The following is a 19538-nucleotide window of genomic DNA, read 5'->3' as shown; positions in this document are numbered from 1 at the left end:
TGGTACTGCAGGGGGGACCCTGTGGGAGAGTAGGACACCGCCGAACAAATATTGGGAAAACCCCCGCACCACACGGTGCGGGGGTTTTCTGCGTTCAAGGCGCGGTTGGCCCGGCGGGGCCCGACGCTTCAGAGCCGCCCCGCCGCCTTGAGAGACAAATACGCATCGGCCAGCGCCGGAGCCAGATCATCCGGTGCCGCATCCACGACCGTCACACCATGACGGCGAAGCTGCTCGGCCGTCCAGTGCCGTCCGCTCTGGGCCTGGGCGGCGGCAGCGGCCTCGTACACCGCCTCGGCGCTTCCACGAGCCGTCGCCATACGCGCGACATGCGGGTCTGCCGCCGAGGCCAGCAAGACGGTGTGGCGCTGGGTGAGCTGCGGAAGAACAGGGAGTAGACCCTGCTCGACCGGGGCCGCGTCGAGGGTGGTGAACAGGACGATCAAGGAGCGGCGCGGGGCTGTCCTCAAGGCCGTGGCCGTGAGGCCCCGGGCGTCGGTCTCCACGAGTTCGGGTTCCAAGGTCGCCATCGCATTGACGAGGGACGGCAGCACGTCCCCAGCGGCACGGCCCTGCACCAGCGCGCGGATCCGGCGGTCGTAAGCGAGAAGGTTCACGCGGTCGCCGGCCCGGGAGGCGAGAGCCGCGAGGAGCAGCGCCGCGTCCATGGAGGCGTCCAGCCGCGGTGCGTCGCCGACGCGTCCCGCAGAGGTGCGCCCGGTGTCGAGAACCAGGAGGATGTGCCGGTCGCGTTCAGGACGCCAGGTGCGTACCGCGACCGCCGACTGGCGGGCGGTGGCGCGCCAGTCGATGGAACGGGTGTCGTCGCCTGGAACATACTCGCGGAGGCTGTCGAATTCGGTGCCTTCGCCGCGGGTCAGCACGCTGGTGCGGCCGTCGAGTTCGCGCAGCCGAGCGAGTTTCGACGGAAGATGCTTGCGGCTGGTGAACGGAGGCAGGACCCGTACGGTCCACGGGATTCGATGCGCGCCCTGGCGGGCGAACAGGCCGAGGGGGCCGTACGAGCGGACGGTCACCCGGTCGGCCTGCCGGTCACCGCGGCGGGTGGGCCTCAGCCTGGTCGTCACGCGGCGGCGCTCGCCCGCCGGCACGGTGAGGCGGTGCCGGGACGCCTCGACCTCCGTGCCGGGCAACCAGCTGCTCGGCGGCCAGGCATCCCTCAGCCGGGCCCGCAGCGGGCGCCGGGACGGATTGGTGACGGTGAGCGTGACGTCGGCGCTCTCGCCCAGGCGCACGGAAGTGCCCCCGGAGCGGGTCAGCACGAGACGTCGTACGGGCGCCGCGAGGGCGAAGTCGCATGCGCAGGCCACAGCCAGCGGTGCGTTGACCGCGAGGATCCCCGTCCAGCCGGGTCCCCAGATGCCGACGGGAACCGAACCCAGGGCCGCGAGAAGAGCGGCGCGTCCGGTGAAGGCCATCAGCGGGGCACCGGGACGTGGGCGAGGATCGCGTTGATGACGGAGTCGGCCGTGACGCCTTCCATCTCGGCCTCCGGGCGCAACTGGACGCGGTGGCGGAGAGTGGGCAGGGCCAGGGCCTTCACGTCGTCGGGGATGACGTAGTCGCGGCCGGTCAGCCATGCCCAGGCACGTGCGGTGGCCAGGAGGGCGGTCGCGCCGCGGGGTGAGACGCCGAGCGTCAGCGACGGGGACTCTCGGGTGGCGCGGCAGATGTCGACCACATAGGCGGTGATCTCGGGGGAGACCGTCGTCCCGGCGACGGCGGCGCGCGCGGCTTCCAGGTCGGCGGGGCCCGCGACGGGGCGTACGCCGGCGCCGCGCAGGTCGCGTGGGTTGAAACCCTCGGCGTGGCGGGTGAGGACGTCGATCTCGTCCTGGCGTGAGGGGAGAGGGATCGTCAGTTTGAGGAGGAAGCGGTCCAGTTGCGCCTCGGGCAGGGGGTACGTGCCTTCGTACTCGACCGGGTTCTGGGTGGCGGCGACCAGGAACGGCTCGGGGAGCGGACGGGGCGTGCCGTCGACGGTGACCTGGCGCTCCTCCATGGCCTCGAGGAGGGAGGACTGCGTCTTGGGGGGCGTGCGGTTGATCTCGTCGGCGAGCAGCAGGTTGGTGAAGACCGGGCCGGGCTGGAAGGAGAACTCGGCGGTGCGGGTGTCGTAGACGAGGGAGCCGGTGACGTCGCTGGGCATGAGGTCGGGGGTGAACTGGACGCGCTTCGTCTCGAGTTCGAGTGCGGATGCGAGGGCGCGGACGAGCAACGTTTTGGCGACTCCAGGGACTCCTTCTAGTAGTACGTGTCCGCGGCAGAGGAGGGCGACGACGAGGCCGGTCACGGCGGGATCCTGACCGACCACGGCTTTGGCGATCTCGGCGCGCAGGGCCTCCAGGGAGGCCCGGGCGGCGCCCGGATCCCCGGTGTACCCGGCGTTGTCGGTGGTCGGATCCATCATGGACGGCGTACCTCTCTTTCGAGGGCGTCGAGTTGGTCGGTGAGTGCGATGAGAGCGGCGTCGTCGCCGGGCGGTGGGCCGAACAGGAGGGAGTGCAGGGACTGTCCGTCGCCGTGGAGATGGGCGGACAGTGCGGGCAGCAGGGCCTCGGGCGCGTGCGCCTGGGTGACGGGGACGCCGACGAGGGGGGCGAGGCGGGTGCGGGCGGTGGAGCGCAGCGCGGTGGCCGCGCGGTCGCGGGCGTTGGCCTTGCGGTAGAGGCGGGCGCGGCCTTCCACGGTTTCGGAGGCGCGGATCGCTACGGGGAGTCGCTCGGGTACGAGGGGGCCGAGCCGGCGTGCCCGCCAGAGGGCGGCGAGGGCGGCGGCGATGAAGAGCTGCAGTGTGCCCCAGAGCCAGCCCGAGGGGATCAGGTCGAAGAAGCTTCTGCGGTCGCTCGTGTCGGTGGCCGAGGTGTCGGAGAGCGAGGGGAGGTACCAGATCAGATGGGGGCGCGAGCCGAGGAGTTGCAGGGCGAGCGAGGCGTTGCCCTGTTCGCCGAGACGGTCGTTGAAGAGGATGTCGGGCGCGCCGAGGACGACGGTGTCGCCACCCCCGGACGCCGCTGGGACGCGGATCAGGGTGGCCAGGCGCTCGCTGGGGTAGCAGGAGTCGGCGTCGAGGTGGCTGGTGGTGTAGCGGATGCCGCCCGTTTCTGCGGTGCCCGCGCGCCGGGCGGCGGGCAGGGTGCAGTGGGGGGTGAGCGTGGAGTCGAAGCTGTGGGCCGGGTCTGCGGTGACGCCGGGGGCGAGTCGCCCGACGGACGAGTTGCCCGCGGCGACGAGGACGGTGCGCCCGCCGGAGTCGGCGGTGGCGGAGTGCAGTGCCGACTGCTGCCGGTGGGTCAGCAGGTCGGGTTCGGCGACGAGGAGCGTGGTCTTCGGGCCGGCCGAGGCGCGCGCCTCGGCAAGGGTGGTGACCACGCGGGTGGAGACGCCTCGTTGGGCGAGGAGTGCGGAGACGGCTCGGCTGCCGTAGGGGTCGGCGGAGCGGGGGTCGAGCTCGCCGTGTCTGGCGTCGGAGCGGACGACGGCGATCGCGACGGCACCGATGAGGAGCAGCACCACAGCGATGACTACACCGCGAGCACGGACCCACACCTGGCGGGCGGTGGGCGAAGCGGAGGTGGAGGTGGAGGCAAGGGTGGCCCCGGCGGTCATCCGGCGGCCCCTCGGCGGTTGTCGGCGGGCGTGCTGCCGGCGCTGCTAGCCAGGGCCGGGCGGGTGCTTTCCAGGGCCTTATCGAGTTCGGCGATGCGGTGGTACGACTGCTGGCTTGCCCGGCGTCCGCCGTATGTGACGTCGTCGAACTCGCGGGCGGCGGACCGCAGTCGGTCGGTGTGCAAGGGGAGCGAGCGGCCGGCTTCGGCGGCTGCCTCGTCGGCCGTGCGGCCGGGCCGGACGTCGAGGAGGGCGCGTTCCTCCAGGGCGCGGACGATGGCGCGCATGCGTTCCTGGACGGCCTGGTTCCAGTGGCCTTGGGCGGCGTGTGCCTCGGCGGCCGCACGATGCTCGGCGGCGCTGCGGGGCCGGTCGTCGAACAGGGCTGCGGCGGATGTCGGACGGCGGCGGGGGGTGCCCAGGCGCCACCACAGCGCGGCCAGGACGGCGACGACGGCCAGAATGGCGACGGCCAGGCCCAGTGTGCCTCCGGGGGTTGCCGACGAGGCGGCGTTGAGCACCCGGCCGACCCAGTCCCAGAAGGCGTTGAGTGCGCGTTCGAGGAGGCTGGGGTCGTTCTGGTGGTACATCCGCTTGGCCAGTTCGCGCCGTGCCGCCTCCCGTGCGGGGTCGCGTGAAATGGTCACCGGCGGCTCGTCGCCGGAGCTCGCCAGTGATGCGAGAACTCCCCCCGTGAGGCTCACCGCATCAGCTCCCCGCGGTCGTGCCGGTGTCGTAGCCCTGGACTCCGGCGGCGCGGGCCAGTTCGAGGTCGAGGGCCTCGCGGCGGATGCGCTGGTCGATGTACAGGAGCACGGTGACGCCCGCCGTGATCGGGAAGGTGATCATGGATCCGATCACCGAGCCGAGGCCGCTGATGATCAGGAAGGTCCAGCCGAGGTCGCCTCTGGTGCCGCTGACGAAGTCGGCGAGACCGTTGCCGCTGACCGCGGCCGCGATCACGGCGAAGGGGATGGCGACGATCGAGGCGATGATGTTCGCGATGATCGCGGCGAGCAACTGGATGCCGAAGACCCGCCACCAGGCACCGCGGACCAGCTTCGCGGACCGGCTCATCGACTTCAGGATGCCCTGCTTCTCCAGCATCAGCGCCGGCGAGGCGAGGGAGAAGCGGATCATGAGCCAGAGTGCGACGATCGCGGCGCCGAAGAGGCCGAGGACGGCGAGCGCTGCGGCGCCGTCCGAGCTTCCGCCGGCGACCGCGACGAGGATGCCGGGCAGTGCTCCCGCGAGAGCGATGCCGAAGGTGATGAGCAGCAGCAGGAAGATGAGGCCGAACAGCTTCGGGATCTGCGGGCGGGCGTCCCGCCAGGCCTCGCCGGTGGTCACCGGCTTGCCCAGTACGGCCCGGCTGGTCACGGCCGTCAGCATGGCGGTCGCGACGATCGTGCCGATCAGGGAGATCAGGACGACGGCGCCGGAACTGAGCATGACGTCGCCCATGGCGCGGGCCACTTCGCCGAGGGTGGCGCTCGAATCGTTGAGGGCGGCGTTGTCGGTGGTGTTGTCGAGGACGAGGCCCTGGAGGAGGACGACGAGGGTTTCGGTGAGCACCGCGACGGTCAGCGAGATACCGAGGACGGTGCGCCAGTAGGTGCGCATGGTGGAGACGGCGCCGTCGAGGATCTCTCCCACGCCGAGCGGGCGCAGCGGGATCACGCCCGGCTTGGCCGCGGGCGGGGGGCCGCCCCAGCCGCCCCAGGCGCCGTATCCGCCGGGCCGTCCGTATCCGCCGTGGCCTCCGTAGCCACCGGGAGCACCGGAGCCTGCGGGCCCACCGGGAGGTCCGTATCCGCCGGGTCCCGGCTGCCCGCCGCCGGGGTACTGGCCGCCCCAGCCGGGGCCGGGCGGTGGAGGCGGTGGTGCGGGTGCCTGCGCCGGGCCGGGACCGCCTGCGGGTGCGGACCACTGGCCGGGCGGCGGCTGCTCCTTGGACCACTTCGAGCCGGGGTCCTGCGCGTCGGCGCCCGGTTGATCGGCGGGCTGTGCGGGGCTCGGCCGGTCGGCCGGCTGGGACGCGTCGGCTTCCTGCCCGTCGGAGGGGACGGATCCGGGCGAGGCCCAGCCCGGAGTGTCTTTCATCGAGGCTCCTTCACGGTGCCCGCCCGCGGTCGCGGCGGAAGGTTGGCAGCCATCGTGCCATGGGGCGGTCCTGGGCGGACCGGCCGCGGTATGCGCTGCGCACCTTCAATTGTCCGCCGGATCCGGGGCAGACTGACGGCATGGCTGATCAGTACGCGCAAGCCCACGAGGACACACGGCCGACCGAGAAACCGGCGATCCGATGGGAGGAGCCACCCGAAGGCCCCGTACTGGTCCTTCTCGACCAGACGAGGCTGCCGACCGAGGAGGTCGAGCTGGTCTGCACGGATGCGGCGGCGCTGGTCGAGGCGATCCGTTCGCTCGCCGTGCGCGGTGCGCCGCTGCTCGGGATCGCGGGTGCGTACGGTGTCGCGCTCGCCGCGGCACGGGGTTTCGACGTGGAGGAGGCCGCCGGGGCGCTCGAGGGCGCACGGCCCACCGCCGTGAACCTGTCCGTCGGCGTGCGCAGGGCCCGGTCGGCGTACCAGGCCGCGCTCGGCAGGGGCGGGGACGTGCGGCAGGCGGCTGCGGCGGCGCTGGCCGCGGCGCGGGCCCTGCACCGGGAGGACGCCGAGGCCAGCGCCCGCATGGCCGAGCACGGGGTGGCGCTGCTGGACGAGTTGCTGCCCGGCGGCGGGCACCGGATCCTCACCCACTGCAACACCGGATCCCTGGTGTCGGGCGGTGAGGGTACGGCCTTCGCGGTGGCGCTGGCCGCGCACCGGGCCGGCCGGTTGCGCCGGCTGTGGGTGGACGAGACGCGTCCGCTGCTGCAGGGGGCCCGGCTGACGGCGTACGAGGCGGCCCGCAGCGGCATGGCGTACACCTTGCTGACCGACAACGCGGCGGGCTCGTTGTTCGCTGCCGGGGAGGTGGACGCGGTGCTGATCGGGGCGGATCGCATCGCGGCCGACGGTTCGGTGGCGAACAAGGTGGGCAGCTACCCGCTGGCGGTGCTGGCGCGGTACCACCATGTGCCGTTCATCGTGGTGGCGCCGGTGACGACGGTCGATCCGCAGACGCCGGACGGGACGTCCATCGAGGTCGAGCAGCGCCCCGGCTTCGAGGTGACCGAGGTCGCCGCGCCGCAGATGCCGGTGACGGGACCGGGCGGCGGGATACCGGTGGCCCCCTTGGGGACCCAGGCGTACAACCCGGCGTTCGACGTGACACCGCCGGAGCTGATCACCGCGATCGTCACCGAGGAGGGCGCCATCTCACCGGTGACGGCCGAGGCGCTGGCGGAGCTGTCCTCCGGGTCCCGCGGGGCGGTGATCGGCTGACGGGGAGGGAACGCAGACAGTAGTAGTCCCGTACGACTATCGTCACAGGCCAGTGACCCTGCTCACCAGCGCTCCGGTCACCGTTACGAGAATGGGATGATGTCGTTTATGAAGGGACGAGTCCTTGTCGTCGACGACGACACCGCACTGGCCGAGATGCTCGGCATCGTGCTGCGTGGTGAAGGTTTTGAGCCGTCTTTCGTAGCCGACGGCGACAAGGCGCTGGCTGCGTTCCGGGAGGCCAAGCCGGATCTGGTGCTGCTGGACCTGATGCTGCCCGGGCGGGACGGCATCGAGGTGTGCCGCCTGATCAGGGCCGAGTCCGGGGTGCCGATCGTGATGCTGACGGCGAAGAGCGACACCGTCGACGTCGTCGTGGGCCTGGAGTCCGGCGCCGATGACTACATCGTGAAGCCTTTCAAGCCGAAGGAGCTGGTGGCCCGGATCCGGGCGCGGCTGCGGAGGTCGGAGGAGCCCGCGCCGGAACAGCTGGCCATCGGTGACCTGGTCATCGATGTGGCCGGTCACTCGGTCAAGCGGGAGGGGCAGTCGATCGCGCTGACGCCGCTGGAGTTCGACCTGCTGGTCGCGCTCGCGCGCAAGCCGTGGCAGGTGTTCACGCGCGAGGTGCTGCTGGAGCAGGTGTGGGGTTACCGGCACGCGGCGGACACGCGGCTGGTGAACGTGCATGTGCAGCGGCTGCGCTCCAAGGTCGAGAAGGACCCCGAGCGGCCGGAGATCGTGGTGACGGTGCGGGGTGTCGGTTACAAGGCCGGACCGAGCTGACATGTCGGGAGACAGTGCCGCTTCGGCTCCCGGCCGTTCCGGGGACCGTCCGGGGCGGTCTGTCGGCCGTAAGGCGGCGGGGTCGCGCTGGGGGCGTCTTCTAGAGGGCGGGCTGCTGCAGGGCGGGGTCCAGGGCAGCCCGGTCCTCCGGCTGCTCATGCGCTGGGTGCGCCGGCCGCTGCTGCCGATGATGCGGCTGTGGCGGCGCAACATCCAGCTGAAGGTCGTCGCCACGACGCTGCTGATGTCGCTGGGCGTCGTCCTGCTGCTGGGCTTCGTCGTCATCGGGCAGGTGCGCAACGGCCTGCTGGACGCCAAGGTGAAGGCGTCGCAGAGCCAGGCCACCGGCGGGTTCGCGGTGGCCAAGCAAAAGGCCGACGAGGCGGCGGGAAGCACCAACACCACCGACGACACCTCGACCGCGGACGGGCGGCAGTCCCAGAACGTCACCCCGTGGATGAGCAACCTCGTCGAGTCGCTGTCCAGCGGCGGTCAGGGCGCGTTCGACGTGGTGACGCTGCCGGCCGGTGACGGGAGCGGCGGCGGGCGCAGCCCGCGCGGCCCGCGGTACGTGGACGCCACGAACAGCGTGCCGGACGACCTGCGCGCGCGGATCGACGAGAACACGACGGCGGCCCAGAGCTACACCCGCATCGTCTACAACAACGGCCAGGAGTCCCAGCCGGCGCTGGTCATCGGCAAGCAGGTCAACGACCCCAACGGGGACCCGTACCAGCTCTACTACCTCTTCCCGCTCACGCAGGAGGAGAAGTCCCTGAGCCTGGTCAAGGGCACGCTGGCAACCGCCGGGCTGTTCGTGGTCGTACTGCTCGGGGCCATCGCGTGGCTGGTGGTCCGCCAGGTCGTCACGCCCGTGCGGATGGCGGCCGGGATCGCCGAGCGGCTGTCCGCGGGGAAGCTGCAGGAGCGGATGAAGGTCACCGGCGAGGACGACATCGCGCGGCTCGGCGAGGCCTTCAACAAGATGGCGCAGAACCTGCAGCTGAAGATCAGCCAGCTGGAGGACCTGTCGCGGATGCAGCGGCGGTTCGTGTCGGACGTGTCGCACGAGCTGCGCACCCCGCTGACGACCGTGCGGATGGCCGCCGACGTCATCCACGAGGCCCGCGAGGACTTCGACCCGGTGACCGCCCGGTCGGCGGAGCTGCTGGCCGACCAGCTGGACCGGTTCGAGTCGCTGCTCGCGGACCTGCTCGAGATCAGCCGCTTCGACGCGGGCGCGGCTGCCCTGGAGGCCGAGCCGATTGACCTCAGGGAGGTCGTCCGGCGGGTCGTGAGCGGTGCCGCGCCGCTCGCGGAGCGCAAGGGCACGCGTGTCCGTGTCGTCGGTGACCAGCAGCCGGTCGTGGCCGAGGCGGACGCCCGGCGAGTGGAGCGGGTGCTGCGCAACCTCGTGGTCAACGCCGTGGAGCACGGCGAGGGCAAGGACGTCATCGTGAAGCTGGCCGCGGCGGGCGGCGCGGTCGCGGTCGCGGTGCGGGACTACGGCGTAGGGCTCAAGCCCGGCGAGGCGACCCGCGTCTTCAGCCGCTTCTGGCGTGCGGACCCGGCACGCGCGCGTACCACCGGCGGTACGGGTCTGGGGCTGTCGATCGCGCTGGAGGACGCCCGGCTGCACGGCGGCTGGCTGCAGGCCTGGGGCGAGCCGGGCGGTGGTTCGCAGTTCCGGCTGACGCTGCCGCGGACCGCTGACGAGCCGCTGCGGGGCTCGCCGATACCCCTGGAACCCAAGGACTCGCGACGCAACCGCGGACTGGGCGACGCCGGCCTGCCGGGCGGGGGCGACGACAAGCGCGCCACCGTGCCGATGCAGCCGACCGGGGGGCAGACGCCGCCGCTGCCGCCGCGCGCCCCGATCGTGCCCCGGCTGGCCACGGTGACCCCCGCCGCCGACCCGACCGCGCTGCCCGGCAACGGCGCGCGCGTGGTGCCCCGGCCCACCGGGGGCGCACGGCGGCAGGACGATCCGTCAGCCGGTACGGCACGTGAGGGTGCCGTGAGCCGTGAGGACGCCGTCGAGGACTCGAACAAGCCAGGGGAGGCATTTCGTGGGCGCTGACCACGAGGGGGGCGTGCGTCGGCGGCCGGTGCGCGCGGTGGTGTACGCCGCGTGTGGCGTCGTACTGCTGGCGGGGTGCGCCTCGATGCCCGACAGCGGAGACCTTCGCGACGTCGAGTCCACGCCCCGGCAGGACACCCAGGTGCGGGTCTTCGCGATGCCGCCCGCTGAGGGCGCCCAGCCCTGGGAGATTGTGCAGGGCTTCCTGGAGGCGCTGACCAGCGACGACCCGCACTACGACACGGCGCGCAAGTATCTGACCCCCGACGCCGCGCGCCACTGGCGGCCGGAGCAGTCGGCCACCGTGCTGGCGGACGGGCCGGACATCGAACCCGACGGGCGGCCGGGCGGTCGTGCGAACACCGGCAGCCGCTCCTACACGCTGGCCGGGGACAGCGTCGCCACCCTGGACGAACACCAGGCCTACGCGCCCGCCGACAGTCCTTACAGCAAGAAGGTCCGCCTGGCGCTGGACGCGAAGACCAAGCAGTGGCGCATCAGCGGGCTGCCCCAGGGCGTGGTGATGGGCCAGTCCGACTTCCAGCGCAACTACAAGTCCGTCAACAAGTACTACTTCGCCTCGAACACCTCGATCGGGGCGACCGGGCAGCCGGTGGCCGTCGCCGACCCGGTCTTCGTGCGCGAGGGCGTGGACCCGATGACCCAGGTGGTGCGGTCCCTCATCAGCGGGCCCACGACCTGGCTGTCGTCCGTGGTCAGATCCAGCTTCCCCACCGGTGCGGCATTGCGTAAGGGCACCGCCTCGCTGACGCCCGACGACCAGAACAAGCTGACGGTGCCGCTGAACGGCAAGGCCTCCCACGTGGGCACGGTACGGTGCGCCGAGATGGCCACCCAGCTGCTGTTCACCCTGCGCGACATGGCCCCCGTGGTGGACACGGTGGAGCTGCGGGGCGCCGACGGCAGGAGGCTGTGCGACCTCGGCGAGGGACAGGCCGAGCACACCACCTGGGACGCCGCGGCGAAGAGCCCCGAGTACCTGTACTTCCTCGACGACAAGCACCGGGTGGTACGGATGGCCGGCCACAGCGGCGGGACCAGCGCCGCGCCGGTGCCGGGCGCGCTGGGCGAGGCCGGCAAGGAGCTGCGTTCGGTGGCCGTCTCGCGCGACGAGCGCACCGCGGCCGGGGTCGGCATCGACGGCAAGTCGCTGTACGTCGCGTCGCTGAGCCCGGGAAGTCCGCTCGGTGACCCGTTGGTCACCAGCCAGGGCGCGACCGAGCACGACAGGCTGACCACGCCGAGCTGGGACGCCCGGGGCGACCTGTGGGTGGCCGACCGCGATCCGCACCGTCCCAGGCTGCTCCTGCTGGAGCAGGGCAGAGGGGAGCCCGTCAGCGTGCAGACCCCCGAGCTGCCCGGGCGCATCAAGGACGTGCGGGTGGCCGCCGACGGAGTGCGGATGGCGCTCGTGGTGGAGAAGGGCGACAAGCAGTCCCTGCTCGTCGGCCGCATCGAGCGGGACGAAAGATCGGCGGGGCACTCGGTCTCGGTCACCGAACTGCGTTCGGTGACACCGGAGCTGGAGCAGGTCACCGCCATCTCCTGGGCGGGCGACAGCCGGCTCGTGGTGGCGGGACAGGAGCACGGGGGCGTGCTGCAGATGCGGTACGTCCAGATCGACGGTTCCACACCGGACGGGCCGGCGCCCGCTGCTCTCTCGGGTGTGCGGGCGATCACCGCGTCCGAGGACGACCAGCTGCCGCTGGTGGCGTACTCGGAGGACGGGATCGTACGGCTGCCGTCGGGAGCCCAGTGGCAGAAGGTGGTCAAGGAGGGCTCCGCGCCGGTCTATCCGGGCTGAGGTTGCCCACAGTGGGTTGTCCACAGGGGTGGCCGGTCCGGTCGCGCGTTGGCACAGTGGAGGCCATGCGGGGGTGGTGGCAGGACCTCACCGACCTGGTGCTGCCGGCCGAGTGCGGAGGCTGCGGAAGGTCTCGCACGGTGCTCTGCCCTGAGTGCCGTGCCGCCCTGAGCGGGGCCGCGCCGCGCCGGGTGCGACCGGTGCCGGAGCCGCCCGGGCTGCCGGAGGTCCATGCGGCGGCCCCCTACGGGGACGAGGTGCGGGCGGCTCTCCTCGCCCACAAGGAGCGGGGCGCGCTGACCCTCGCGGGTGCACTCGGGACGGCCTTGGCGGGGGCTGTCCGGGCGGCGGCCGCCGGGCCGGAGGGCGGGCCCGTGCTGCTCGTGCCGGTGCCTTCCGCACGGCGGGCCGTGCGGGCGCGCGGGCACGACCCGGTGCGCCGGATCGCGTTGGCGGCGGCGGGTGAGCTGCGACGCGTCGGGACGCCGGCCCGGGTGGTGGCGGTGCTGCGGCAGCGGCGTGCCGTGGCCGACCAGTCGGGGCTCGACTCGCGTCGGCGGCTGGAGAATCTCGCGGGCGCGCTGGAGGTGCGGGCGGGCGGTGCCCGGCTGCTCGGCGGGGGTCGTCCGGTGCTCGTCGACGATCTCATCACGACGGGCGCGTCCCTGACGGAGGCGGCGCGTGCCGTACGGCACGCCCTCGTCCACGAGGGTGGGAGAACGGCTGTGTACGCCCACCCAACCCGGGAAGAGATGGGGGAACGGATGGCTGGATCAACGAGAGGAACGGTGGTCCGCGCGGCCGTGATCGCGGCGCCGCCGGATTCCTTCGAAACGAACCGGAACTGACTTCGAACTTACGACGTTGCAGGTTGTGAGAGGGCTAATTCATCTGAACGGAGGTACGCCGCAGTAGAGGGTGACGACATCCGTCCGGGCGAGATATGTTCGGTTGTGAGGGAAAGCCGCAGGCCATACCCCTCGTATTCCAATGCCGTGCTGCGGGTTTCCTGTAATCACCCGCACCGGCGGGGTGGAGATCTCGCCCGTGGGGGAGGAGGTGGACGTCACCGAGTCCGAGGGTTCCGGGGCTGACCGGAACCGGGTGCAAAAGGGAGATGCTCCGCCGTTGATGCGGAGCGATCCGGGAACGGAGTTCTGCGTGGACATCGTCGTCAAGGGCCGCAAGACCGAGGTGCCTGAGCGGTTCCGCAAGCACGTGGCCGAGAAGCTGAAGCTGGAAAAGATCCAGAAGCTCGATGCCAAGGTGATCAGCCTCGATGTCGAGGTGTCCAAGGAGCCCAACCCCCGACAGGCCGACCGCTGCGACCGGGTGGAGATCACTCTCCGTTCCCGCGGTCCGGTGATCCGGGCGGAGGCAGCGGCCAATGATCCGTACGCGGCACTCGACCTGGCGGCGGAGAAGCTGGAAGCCCGGCTGCGCAAGCAGCACGACAAGCGTTTCTCGCGTCGTGGCCGCCGGATCTCGGCAGCCGAGGTCCCCGACCATGTCCCGGACGCGGCGACGCTCAACGGCGATGGTCATCCGGTCCACGAGGAAGAGACGGGCGGAGTACCGACGAAGAAGATCGGCTCGCTGGAAGTGCAGGGTGAAGGCCCCCTCATCGTCCGCGAGAAGACCCACGTCGCGTCCCCGATGACCCTCGACCAGGCTCTCTACGAGATGGAACTGGTCGGGCACGACTTTTATCTGTTCGTCGACTCCGAAACAAAGGAACCGAGCGTCGTCTACCGGCGCCACGCCTACGACTACGGCGTCATTCACCTCAACACCGACCCGATGGTCGCTCAGGCGCAACCCCCGGCGGCCGGCGGCACGCTGGGCGGCTGAATCATCCGGCTGACAGCCGATCAGGTGCCCCTGGAGCGCTGTGCGCCCCCAGGGGCACCGGTGTGCGACCAGTTCGCGCCCCGCTCTGTCACCGCAGTGGCGTCCCGGCATGAAATCATGGCCGCACCGGCCCAACCGGTGGGCCGCTGCCTTGGGTTGGCGATGGCACAGGACCACAGGCCACAGCCTTCAGGGGGAGGAACGATGGCGGACAGTTTCGGACCGATGCAGGAGGAGGATGCCGACGACGGCGTCGTCGGCATGGGCCCGGACGCGGGCACTCCACGCAAGGAGCCGATCAGAGTCCTGGTCGTGGACGACCATGCCCTCTTCCGCCGTGGTCTGGAGATCGTGCTCGCCGCCGAGGAGGACATCCAGGTCGTCGGAGAGGCGGGTGACGGCGCCGAGGCCGTCGACAAGGCCGCCGACCTGCTGCCCGACATCGTCCTGATGGACGTACGGATGCCCAAGCGCGGCGGGATCGAGGCGTGCACCTCCATCAAGGAGGTGGCCCCCAGCGCCAAGATCATCATGCTGACGATCAGCGACGAAGAAGCCGATCTCTACGAGGCGATCAAGGCCGGTGCGACCGGATACCTCCTCAAGGAGATCTCCACCGACGAGGTGGCCACCGCCATTCGCGCGGTGGCCGACGGGCAGTCGCAGATCAGCCCGTCCATGGCGTCGAAGCTCCTCACCGAGTTCAAGTCGATGATCCAGCGCACGGACGAGCGCCGACTGGTGCCTGCGCCGCGGCTCACCGACCGGGAGCTGGAGGTGCTCAAATTGGTCGCCACGGGCATGAACAACCGGGACATCGCCAAGGAGTTGTTCATCTCCGAGAACACCGTGAAGAACCATGTCCGCAACATCCTGGAGAAGCTGCAGCTGCACTCCAGGATGGAGGCGGTGGTCTACGCGATGCGGGAGAAGATCCTCGAGATCCGGTGAGCCCGCGCTCCGTCGAGACTGAGGCGAGGCTCAGGCGAGCAGGCGGGCGAGTTCCACGGTGAGGGGCTCGCGCAGTTCCGGCGCGTCGACGCGTTCCACCCGTACGTCCGTGCAGTCCACCCAGCTCGCGGCCTCGACGAGGGCCTGGGCCACGGCCGGCACCGCCTTCGGGCCGTCCAGCGACACCTGCTTGGCCACCAGGGTGCTGCCCTCGCGGGCCGGGTCCACCCGGCCGACCAGATGGCCGCCGGCCAGGACCGGCATGGCGAAGTAGCCGTACACCCGCTTCGGCTTGGGGACATACGCCTCCAGCCGGTGTGTGAAGCCGAAGATCCGTTCCGTGCGGGCCCGCTCCCAGATCAGTGAGTCGAACGGGGACAGCAGCGTGGTGCGGTGCCGGCCGCGCGGGGGCGTCTGCAGAGCCGCTGGATCGGCCCAGGCGGGCTTGCCCCATCCCTCGACCGTGACCGGGACCAGGCCCGAGTCCGCGATCACCGCGTCGACCTGCTCACCCTTGAGGCGGTGGTAGTCGGCTATGTCCGCGCGCGTGCCCACACCGAGGGACTGACCCGCCAGCCGGACCAGACGGAGCAGGCATGCGGTGTCGTCCAGCTCGTCGTGCAGCAGCGCGTCCGGGATGGCGCGTTCGGCGAGGTCGTACACGCGCTTCCAGCCGCGGCGCTCCACGCAGACCACCTCGCCGTACATCAGCGCACGCTCGACGGCGACCTTCGTCCCGGACCAGTCCCACCACTCGCTGGTCCGCTTGGCGCCGCCCAGCTCCGTGGCCGTGAGCGGGCCTTCGGCGCGCAGCTGCTTGATGACCTGGTCGTAGGCGCCGTCGGGCAGCTGGTGGTGCCAGTGCGGGCGGTCGCGGTACGCGCGGCGGCGGAACGCGAAGTGCGGCCACTCCTCGACCGGGAGGATGCAGGCGGCGTGGGACCAGTACTCGAAGGCGTGGCTGTCCCGCCAGTAGGCGTGCTCCACGGTTTTGCGGCCGACGGCGCCGAGGCGCGCGTAGGGGATGAGCTCGTGGGAGCGTGCGAGTACGGAGATGGTGTCCAGTTGGACCGCGCCGAGGTGGCGCAGGACACCGCGGACGCCCGCCCGGCGGTCCGGTGCGCCGAGGAAGCCCTGTGCGCGCAGGGCGATACGGCGGGCGTCGTCTGCGGAGAGTTCGATGGCGGGGCGCGGGGTCGTCATGGGTTCGGACGATAGGGGATGCCACTGACATTGCCGCCGCGCGCGGGCAGGTACGGGGACGTGGACGGCAGGCCCAGGTCCGACGGGAGCAGGGAGCCCACCCAGCAGTCGCGTCGCACGCCCTTGTTGTTGACGGCGGAGCGCAGGGTGCCCTCGACGGTGAACCCGACCCGTTCGGCCACCGCGCGGGAGGGTCCGTTGCCGACTTCCGCACGCCACTCCAGGCGGTCGACGGCCAGCGCGGTGAAGGCCCAGCGGGCGGCGGCGAGCGCGGCCTCGGTGACGTAACCGCGTCCGCGGTGCTCCTTGGTGGCCCAGAAGCCGATCTCGCCCACACCCAGGGCGCGCATCGTGATGCCGAGCATGCCGGCCAGCCGCCCGTCGGGCAGGAAGAGGCCGAAGGTGTACATCGAGTCGTGCGCCCAGCCGTCCGGTGCCGTCTGCCCGGTGAAGCTCTCGGCGTGCTCGCGCAGGTAGGGCGAGGGGAACTGGGAGATCCAGCGCTGCGTGTCGTGGTCCTGGGCGGCGGCGTACACCGCGTCGGTGTCCTGCGGGCCCACGGTGCGCAGCAGGAGACGGTCGGTGGTGAGCGTCACGGGTTCCATCGGCCGATTGTCCTCGGGCGGCAGAGGGGAATGCCATCGATGTGCCGTGCGTGAGCGCGTGATCACGGTTCGCGCAAATCCATGCGACGATGCGGCACCATCCGCGCGGCCCGTCCGTTGTCCCGTTGGAGCAGCCCCCGCACGGCCAGGCCCTCCCGGCGTGGCCGGGTCCTCGCATACGATGGCCGTTGCTCAGTACGTCCAATGGAAACCGACCGTCCCAAGGCCCGACCGGCAAGGAGACCAGCCCCCGTGTCCGTCCTCTCGAAGATCATGCGTGCAGGCGAAGGCAAAATCCTGCGCAAGCTGCACCGCATCGCGGACCAGGTCAACTCCATCGAAGAGGACTTCGTCGACCTCTCCGACGCCGAGCTGCGGGCTCTCACCGAGGAGTACAAGCAGCGGTACGCCGATGGTGAGACCCTCGACGACCTGCTCCCCGAGGCGTTCGCCACCGTCCGCGAGGCCGCCAAGCGCGTCCTCGGCCAGCGGCACTACGACGTGCAGCTGATGGGCGGCGCCGCCCTGCACCTCGGCTATGTGGCCGAGATGAAGACCGGTGAGGGCAAGACTCTCGTCGGCACGCTGCCCGCGTACCTGAACGCTCTTTCCGGTGACGGCGTCCACCTCATCACGGTCAACGACTACCTGGCCGAGCGCGACTCCGAGATGATGGGCCGCGTCCACAAGTTCCTGGGCCTGGATGTCGGTTGCATCCTGGCCAACATGACGCCGGCCCAGCGCCGCGAGCAGTACCTGTGCGACATCACGTACGGCACGAACAACGAGTTCGGCTTCGACTACCTGCGCGACAACATGGCGTGGTCCAAGGACGAGCTCGTCCAGCGGGGCCACAACTTCGCCATCGTCGACGAGGTCGACTCCATCCTCGTCGACGAGGCCCGTACGCCGCTGATCATCTCCGGCCCGGCCGACCAGGCCACCAAGTGGTACGGCGACTTCGCCAAGCTGGTCACGCGCCTGAAGAGGGGCGAGGCCGGCAACCCCCTCAAGGGCGTCGAGGAGACCGGCGACTACGACGTCGACGAGAAGAAGCGGACGGTGGCCATCCACGAGTCCGGCGTCTCGAAGGTCGAGGACTGGCTGGGCATCGACAACCTGTACGAGTCGGTGAACACCCCGCTGGTGGGCTACCTGAACAACGCCATCAAGGCGAAGGAGCTCTTCAAGAAGGACAAGGACTACGTCGTCATCGACGGCGAAGTCATGATCGTCGACGAGCACACCGGCCGTATCCTCGCCGGCCGCCGCTACAACGAGGGCATGCACCAGGCGATCGAGGCGAAGGAAGGGGTGGACATCAAGGACGAGAACCAGACGCTCGCCACGATCACCCTGCAGAACTTCTTCCGCCTCTACAAGAAGCTCTCCGGCATGACCGGTACGGCGATGACCGAGGCCGCCGAGTTCCACCAGATCTACAAGCTCGGCGTGGTCCCGATCCCGACCAACAAGCCGATGATCCGCAAGGACCAGTCGGACCTGATCTACCGCACCGAGGTGGCCAAGTTCGAGGCGGTCGTCGACGACATCGCCGAGAAGCACGAGAAGGGCCAGCCGATCCTCGTCGGTACGACGTCCGTCGAGAAGTCGGAGTACCTGTCGCAGCAGCTGAGCAAGCGGGGCATCCAGCACGAGGTGCTCAACGCCAAGCAGCACGACCGCGAGGCGACGATCGTCGCCCAGGCCGGCCGCAAGGGCGCGGTCACGGTCGCCACGAACATGGCCGGCCGTGGTACGGACATCAAGCTCGGCGGCAATCCCGAGGACCTCGCCGAGGCGGAGCTGCGTCAGCGCGGCCTCGACCCCGAGGAGCACATCGAGGAGTGGGCGCACGCCCTGCCCGCCGCCCTGGAGAAGGCCGAGCAGGCGGTCAAGGCCGAGAAGGAAGAGGTCGAGGAGCTCGGCGGCCTGTACGTGCTGGGCACCGAGCGGCACGAGTCGCGCCGGATCGACAACCAGCTGCGCGGTCGTTCCGGCCGTCAGGGCGACCCCGGCGAGTCGCGTTTCTACCTCTCCCTCGGCGACGACCTGATGCGGCTGTTCAAGGCCCAGATGGTCGAGCGCGTGATGTCCATGGCGAACGTGCCGGACGACGTGCCGATCGAGAACAAGATGGTCACGCGCGCGATCGCGTCCGCGCAGTCGCAGGTCGAGCAGCAGAACTTCGAGACCCGTAAGAACGTCCTGAAGTACGACGAGGTGCTCAACCGGCAGCGCGAGGTCATCTACGGCGAGCGCCGCCGCGTCCTGGAGGGCGAGGACCTGCAGGAGCAGGTGCAGCACTTCATGGACGACACGATCGACGCGTACGTCGAAGCGGAGACCTCCGAGGGCTTCTCCGAGGACTGGGACCTGGACCGGCTGTGGGGCGCCTTCAAGCAGCTCTACCCGGTGCGGGTCACCATCGAGGAGCTGGAGGAGGCGGCCGGCGACCGGGCCGGGCTGACCGCCGAGTTCATCTCCGAGTCCATCAAGGACGACATCCGCGAGCAGTACGAGGCCCGTGAGGCGCAGCTCGGCTCCGAGATCATGCGTGAGCTGGAGCGCCGGGTCGTGCTGTCGGTCCTGGACCGCAAGTGGCGTGAGCACCTCTACGAGATGGACTACCTCCAGGAGGGCATCGGCCTGCGTGCCATGGCGCAGAAGGACCCGCTGGTCGAGTACCAGCGCGAGGGCTTCGACATGTTCCAGGCCATGATGGAGGGCATCAAGGAGGAGTCCGTCGGCTACCTGTTCAACCTGGAGGTCCAGGTCGAACAGCAGGTCGAGGAGGTCCCGGTCGAGGACGCCCCGTCCCTCGAGAAGCAGCCGCAGGACACGGTTCCGGCGCAGGCCGGGGCCCGTCCCGAGATCCGCGCCAAGGGGCTGGACGCCCCGCAGCGCCGGAACCTGCACTTCTCCGCTCCGACCGTGGACGGTGAGGGCGGCACCATCGAGGGCGACTTCGAGAACGACGACGAGCCCGTGCGCTCCGAGGCCGACGGTCTCACCCGTGCCGAGCGGCGCAAGCAGGCCAAGGCGGGCCGTCGCCGCAAGAAGTGACCGCACCGCCGGTGACGCACCGGTGACGGAAGGGCCGGGACCCCTTGAGGACGCTGTTGGTTAATCCCCGGCCCTGATGCTTCGCCCCGTCGTTATGCGGCGGGGCGAAGTGCTGCCAGTGGGCTGGTGCGGGTCCGGGCGCGGGGCTTGTCGCT

15 protein-coding genes are annotated in these 19538 nt (G+C 70.8%); 8 read left to right on the top strand and 7 right to left on the bottom strand.

Annotated elements, in window-relative coordinates; translation table 11 throughout:
• Positions 1–128: 128 nt before the first annotated feature.
• The 5 genes from ACFY0F_RS38925 to ACFY0F_RS38905 all read right to left on the bottom strand — a co-directional run bounded on the left by ACFY0F_RS38925 (position 129) and on the right by ACFY0F_RS38905 (position 5733).
• Positions 129–1439: a DUF58 domain-containing protein gene (locus ACFY0F_RS38925; protein ID WP_388805911.1), complete on the bottom strand. Its 1311-nt coding sequence runs from the start codon at positions 1437–1439 to the stop codon at positions 129–131.
• On the bottom strand, positions 1439–2428 hold the full coding sequence (locus tag ACFY0F_RS38920; protein WP_388805917.1) for an AAA family ATPase: 990 nt from the start codon (positions 2426–2428) through the stop codon (positions 1439–1441). The genes ACFY0F_RS38925 and ACFY0F_RS38920 overlap by 1 nt, the downstream gene beginning before the upstream one ends.
• Positions 2428–3630: a DUF4350 domain-containing protein gene (locus tag ACFY0F_RS38915; protein WP_388805908.1), complete on the bottom strand. Its 1203-nt coding sequence runs from the start codon at positions 3628–3630 to the stop codon at positions 2428–2430. The genes ACFY0F_RS38920 and ACFY0F_RS38915 overlap by 1 nt, the downstream gene beginning before the upstream one ends.
• Positions 3627–4277 carry a DUF4129 domain-containing protein gene (locus ACFY0F_RS38910; RefSeq protein ID WP_388805906.1) on the bottom strand — a complete coding sequence of 217 codons (651 nt, stop codon included), beginning with the start codon at positions 4275–4277 and terminating at the stop codon, positions 3627–3629. The genes ACFY0F_RS38915 and ACFY0F_RS38910 overlap by 4 nt, the downstream gene beginning before the upstream one ends.
• A gap of 61 nt (positions 4278–4338) precedes the next feature.
• Positions 4339–5733, bottom strand: a complete 1395-nt coding sequence (locus ACFY0F_RS38905) for a hypothetical protein (RefSeq protein WP_388805904.1) — start codon at positions 5731–5733, stop codon at positions 4339–4341.
• 140 nt (positions 5734–5873) lie between these two features.
• On the opposite strand from ACFY0F_RS38905, the gene mtnA reads away from it, so the two are divergent.
• The 7 genes from mtnA (at position 5874) to ACFY0F_RS38870 (ending at position 14509) form a co-directional block, all read left to right on the top strand.
• On the top strand, positions 5874–7016 hold the full coding sequence (gene mtnA / locus ACFY0F_RS38900) for an S-methyl-5-thioribose-1-phosphate isomerase (protein ID WP_388805902.1): 1143 nt from the start codon (positions 5874–5876) through the stop codon (positions 7014–7016).
• 96 nt (positions 7017–7112) lie between these two features.
• Positions 7113–7802 carry a two-component system response regulator MtrA gene (mtrA, locus tag ACFY0F_RS38895; protein ID WP_187281934.1) on the top strand — a complete coding sequence of 230 codons (690 nt, stop codon included), beginning with the start codon at positions 7113–7115 and terminating at the stop codon, positions 7800–7802.
• Position 7803: 1 nt separating this feature from the next.
• Positions 7804–9882, top strand: coding sequence for an MtrAB system histidine kinase MtrB (gene mtrB, locus ACFY0F_RS38890; RefSeq protein ID WP_388805899.1), 2079 nt, complete (start codon positions 7804–7806; stop codon positions 9880–9882).
• Entirely contained in the window at positions 9872–11707 is a 1836-nt protein-coding gene (locus ACFY0F_RS38885) for an LpqB family beta-propeller domain-containing protein (protein ID WP_388805896.1), read from the top strand. Before mtrB ends, ACFY0F_RS38885 begins: the two co-directional genes overlap by 11 nt.
• 65 nt (positions 11708–11772) lie before the next feature.
• A complete protein-coding gene (locus tag ACFY0F_RS38880; RefSeq protein ID WP_388805894.1) occupies positions 11773–12555 on the top strand; it encodes a ComF family protein in 783 nt (260 codons plus the stop codon).
• Positions 12556–12868: 313 nt separating this feature from the next.
• Positions 12869–13558, top strand: coding sequence for a ribosome hibernation-promoting factor, HPF/YfiA family (gene hpf / locus ACFY0F_RS38875; RefSeq protein ID WP_388805914.1), 690 nt, complete (start codon positions 12869–12871; stop codon positions 13556–13558).
• A 204-nt stretch (positions 13559–13762) separates the two neighbouring features.
• A complete protein-coding gene (locus tag ACFY0F_RS38870) occupies positions 13763–14509 on the top strand; it encodes a response regulator (protein ID WP_388805891.1) in 747 nt (248 codons plus the stop codon).
• 30 nt (positions 14510–14539) lie between these two features.
• Here the strand turns inward: ACFY0F_RS38870 and ACFY0F_RS38865 are convergent, their stop codons facing one another.
• Positions 14540–15712, bottom strand: a complete 1173-nt coding sequence (locus ACFY0F_RS38865) for a winged helix-turn-helix domain-containing protein (protein WP_388805888.1) — start codon at positions 15710–15712, stop codon at positions 14540–14542.
• On the bottom strand, positions 15709–16317 hold the full coding sequence (locus tag ACFY0F_RS38860; RefSeq protein WP_388805885.1) for a GNAT family N-acetyltransferase: 609 nt from the start codon (positions 16315–16317) through the stop codon (positions 15709–15711). The genes ACFY0F_RS38865 and ACFY0F_RS38860 overlap by 4 nt, the downstream gene beginning before the upstream one ends.
• Before the next feature lie 252 nt (positions 16318–16569).
• Here ACFY0F_RS38860 and secA point away from each other — a divergent pair, with 252 nt between their 5' ends.
• A complete protein-coding gene (gene secA, locus ACFY0F_RS38855) occupies positions 16570–19383 on the top strand; it encodes a preprotein translocase subunit SecA (protein WP_388805882.1) in 2814 nt (937 codons plus the stop codon).
• The last annotated feature ends 155 nt before the right edge of the window (positions 19384–19538 follow it).

Origin of the sequence: Streptomyces sp. NPDC001544, from assembly GCF_042894285.1 — a bacterium.
In the GTDB taxonomy this organism is placed as follows: domain Bacteria; phylum Actinomycetota; class Actinomycetes; order Streptomycetales; family Streptomycetaceae; genus Streptomyces.
This window is presented reverse-complemented; position numbering and strand designations above follow the sequence as displayed.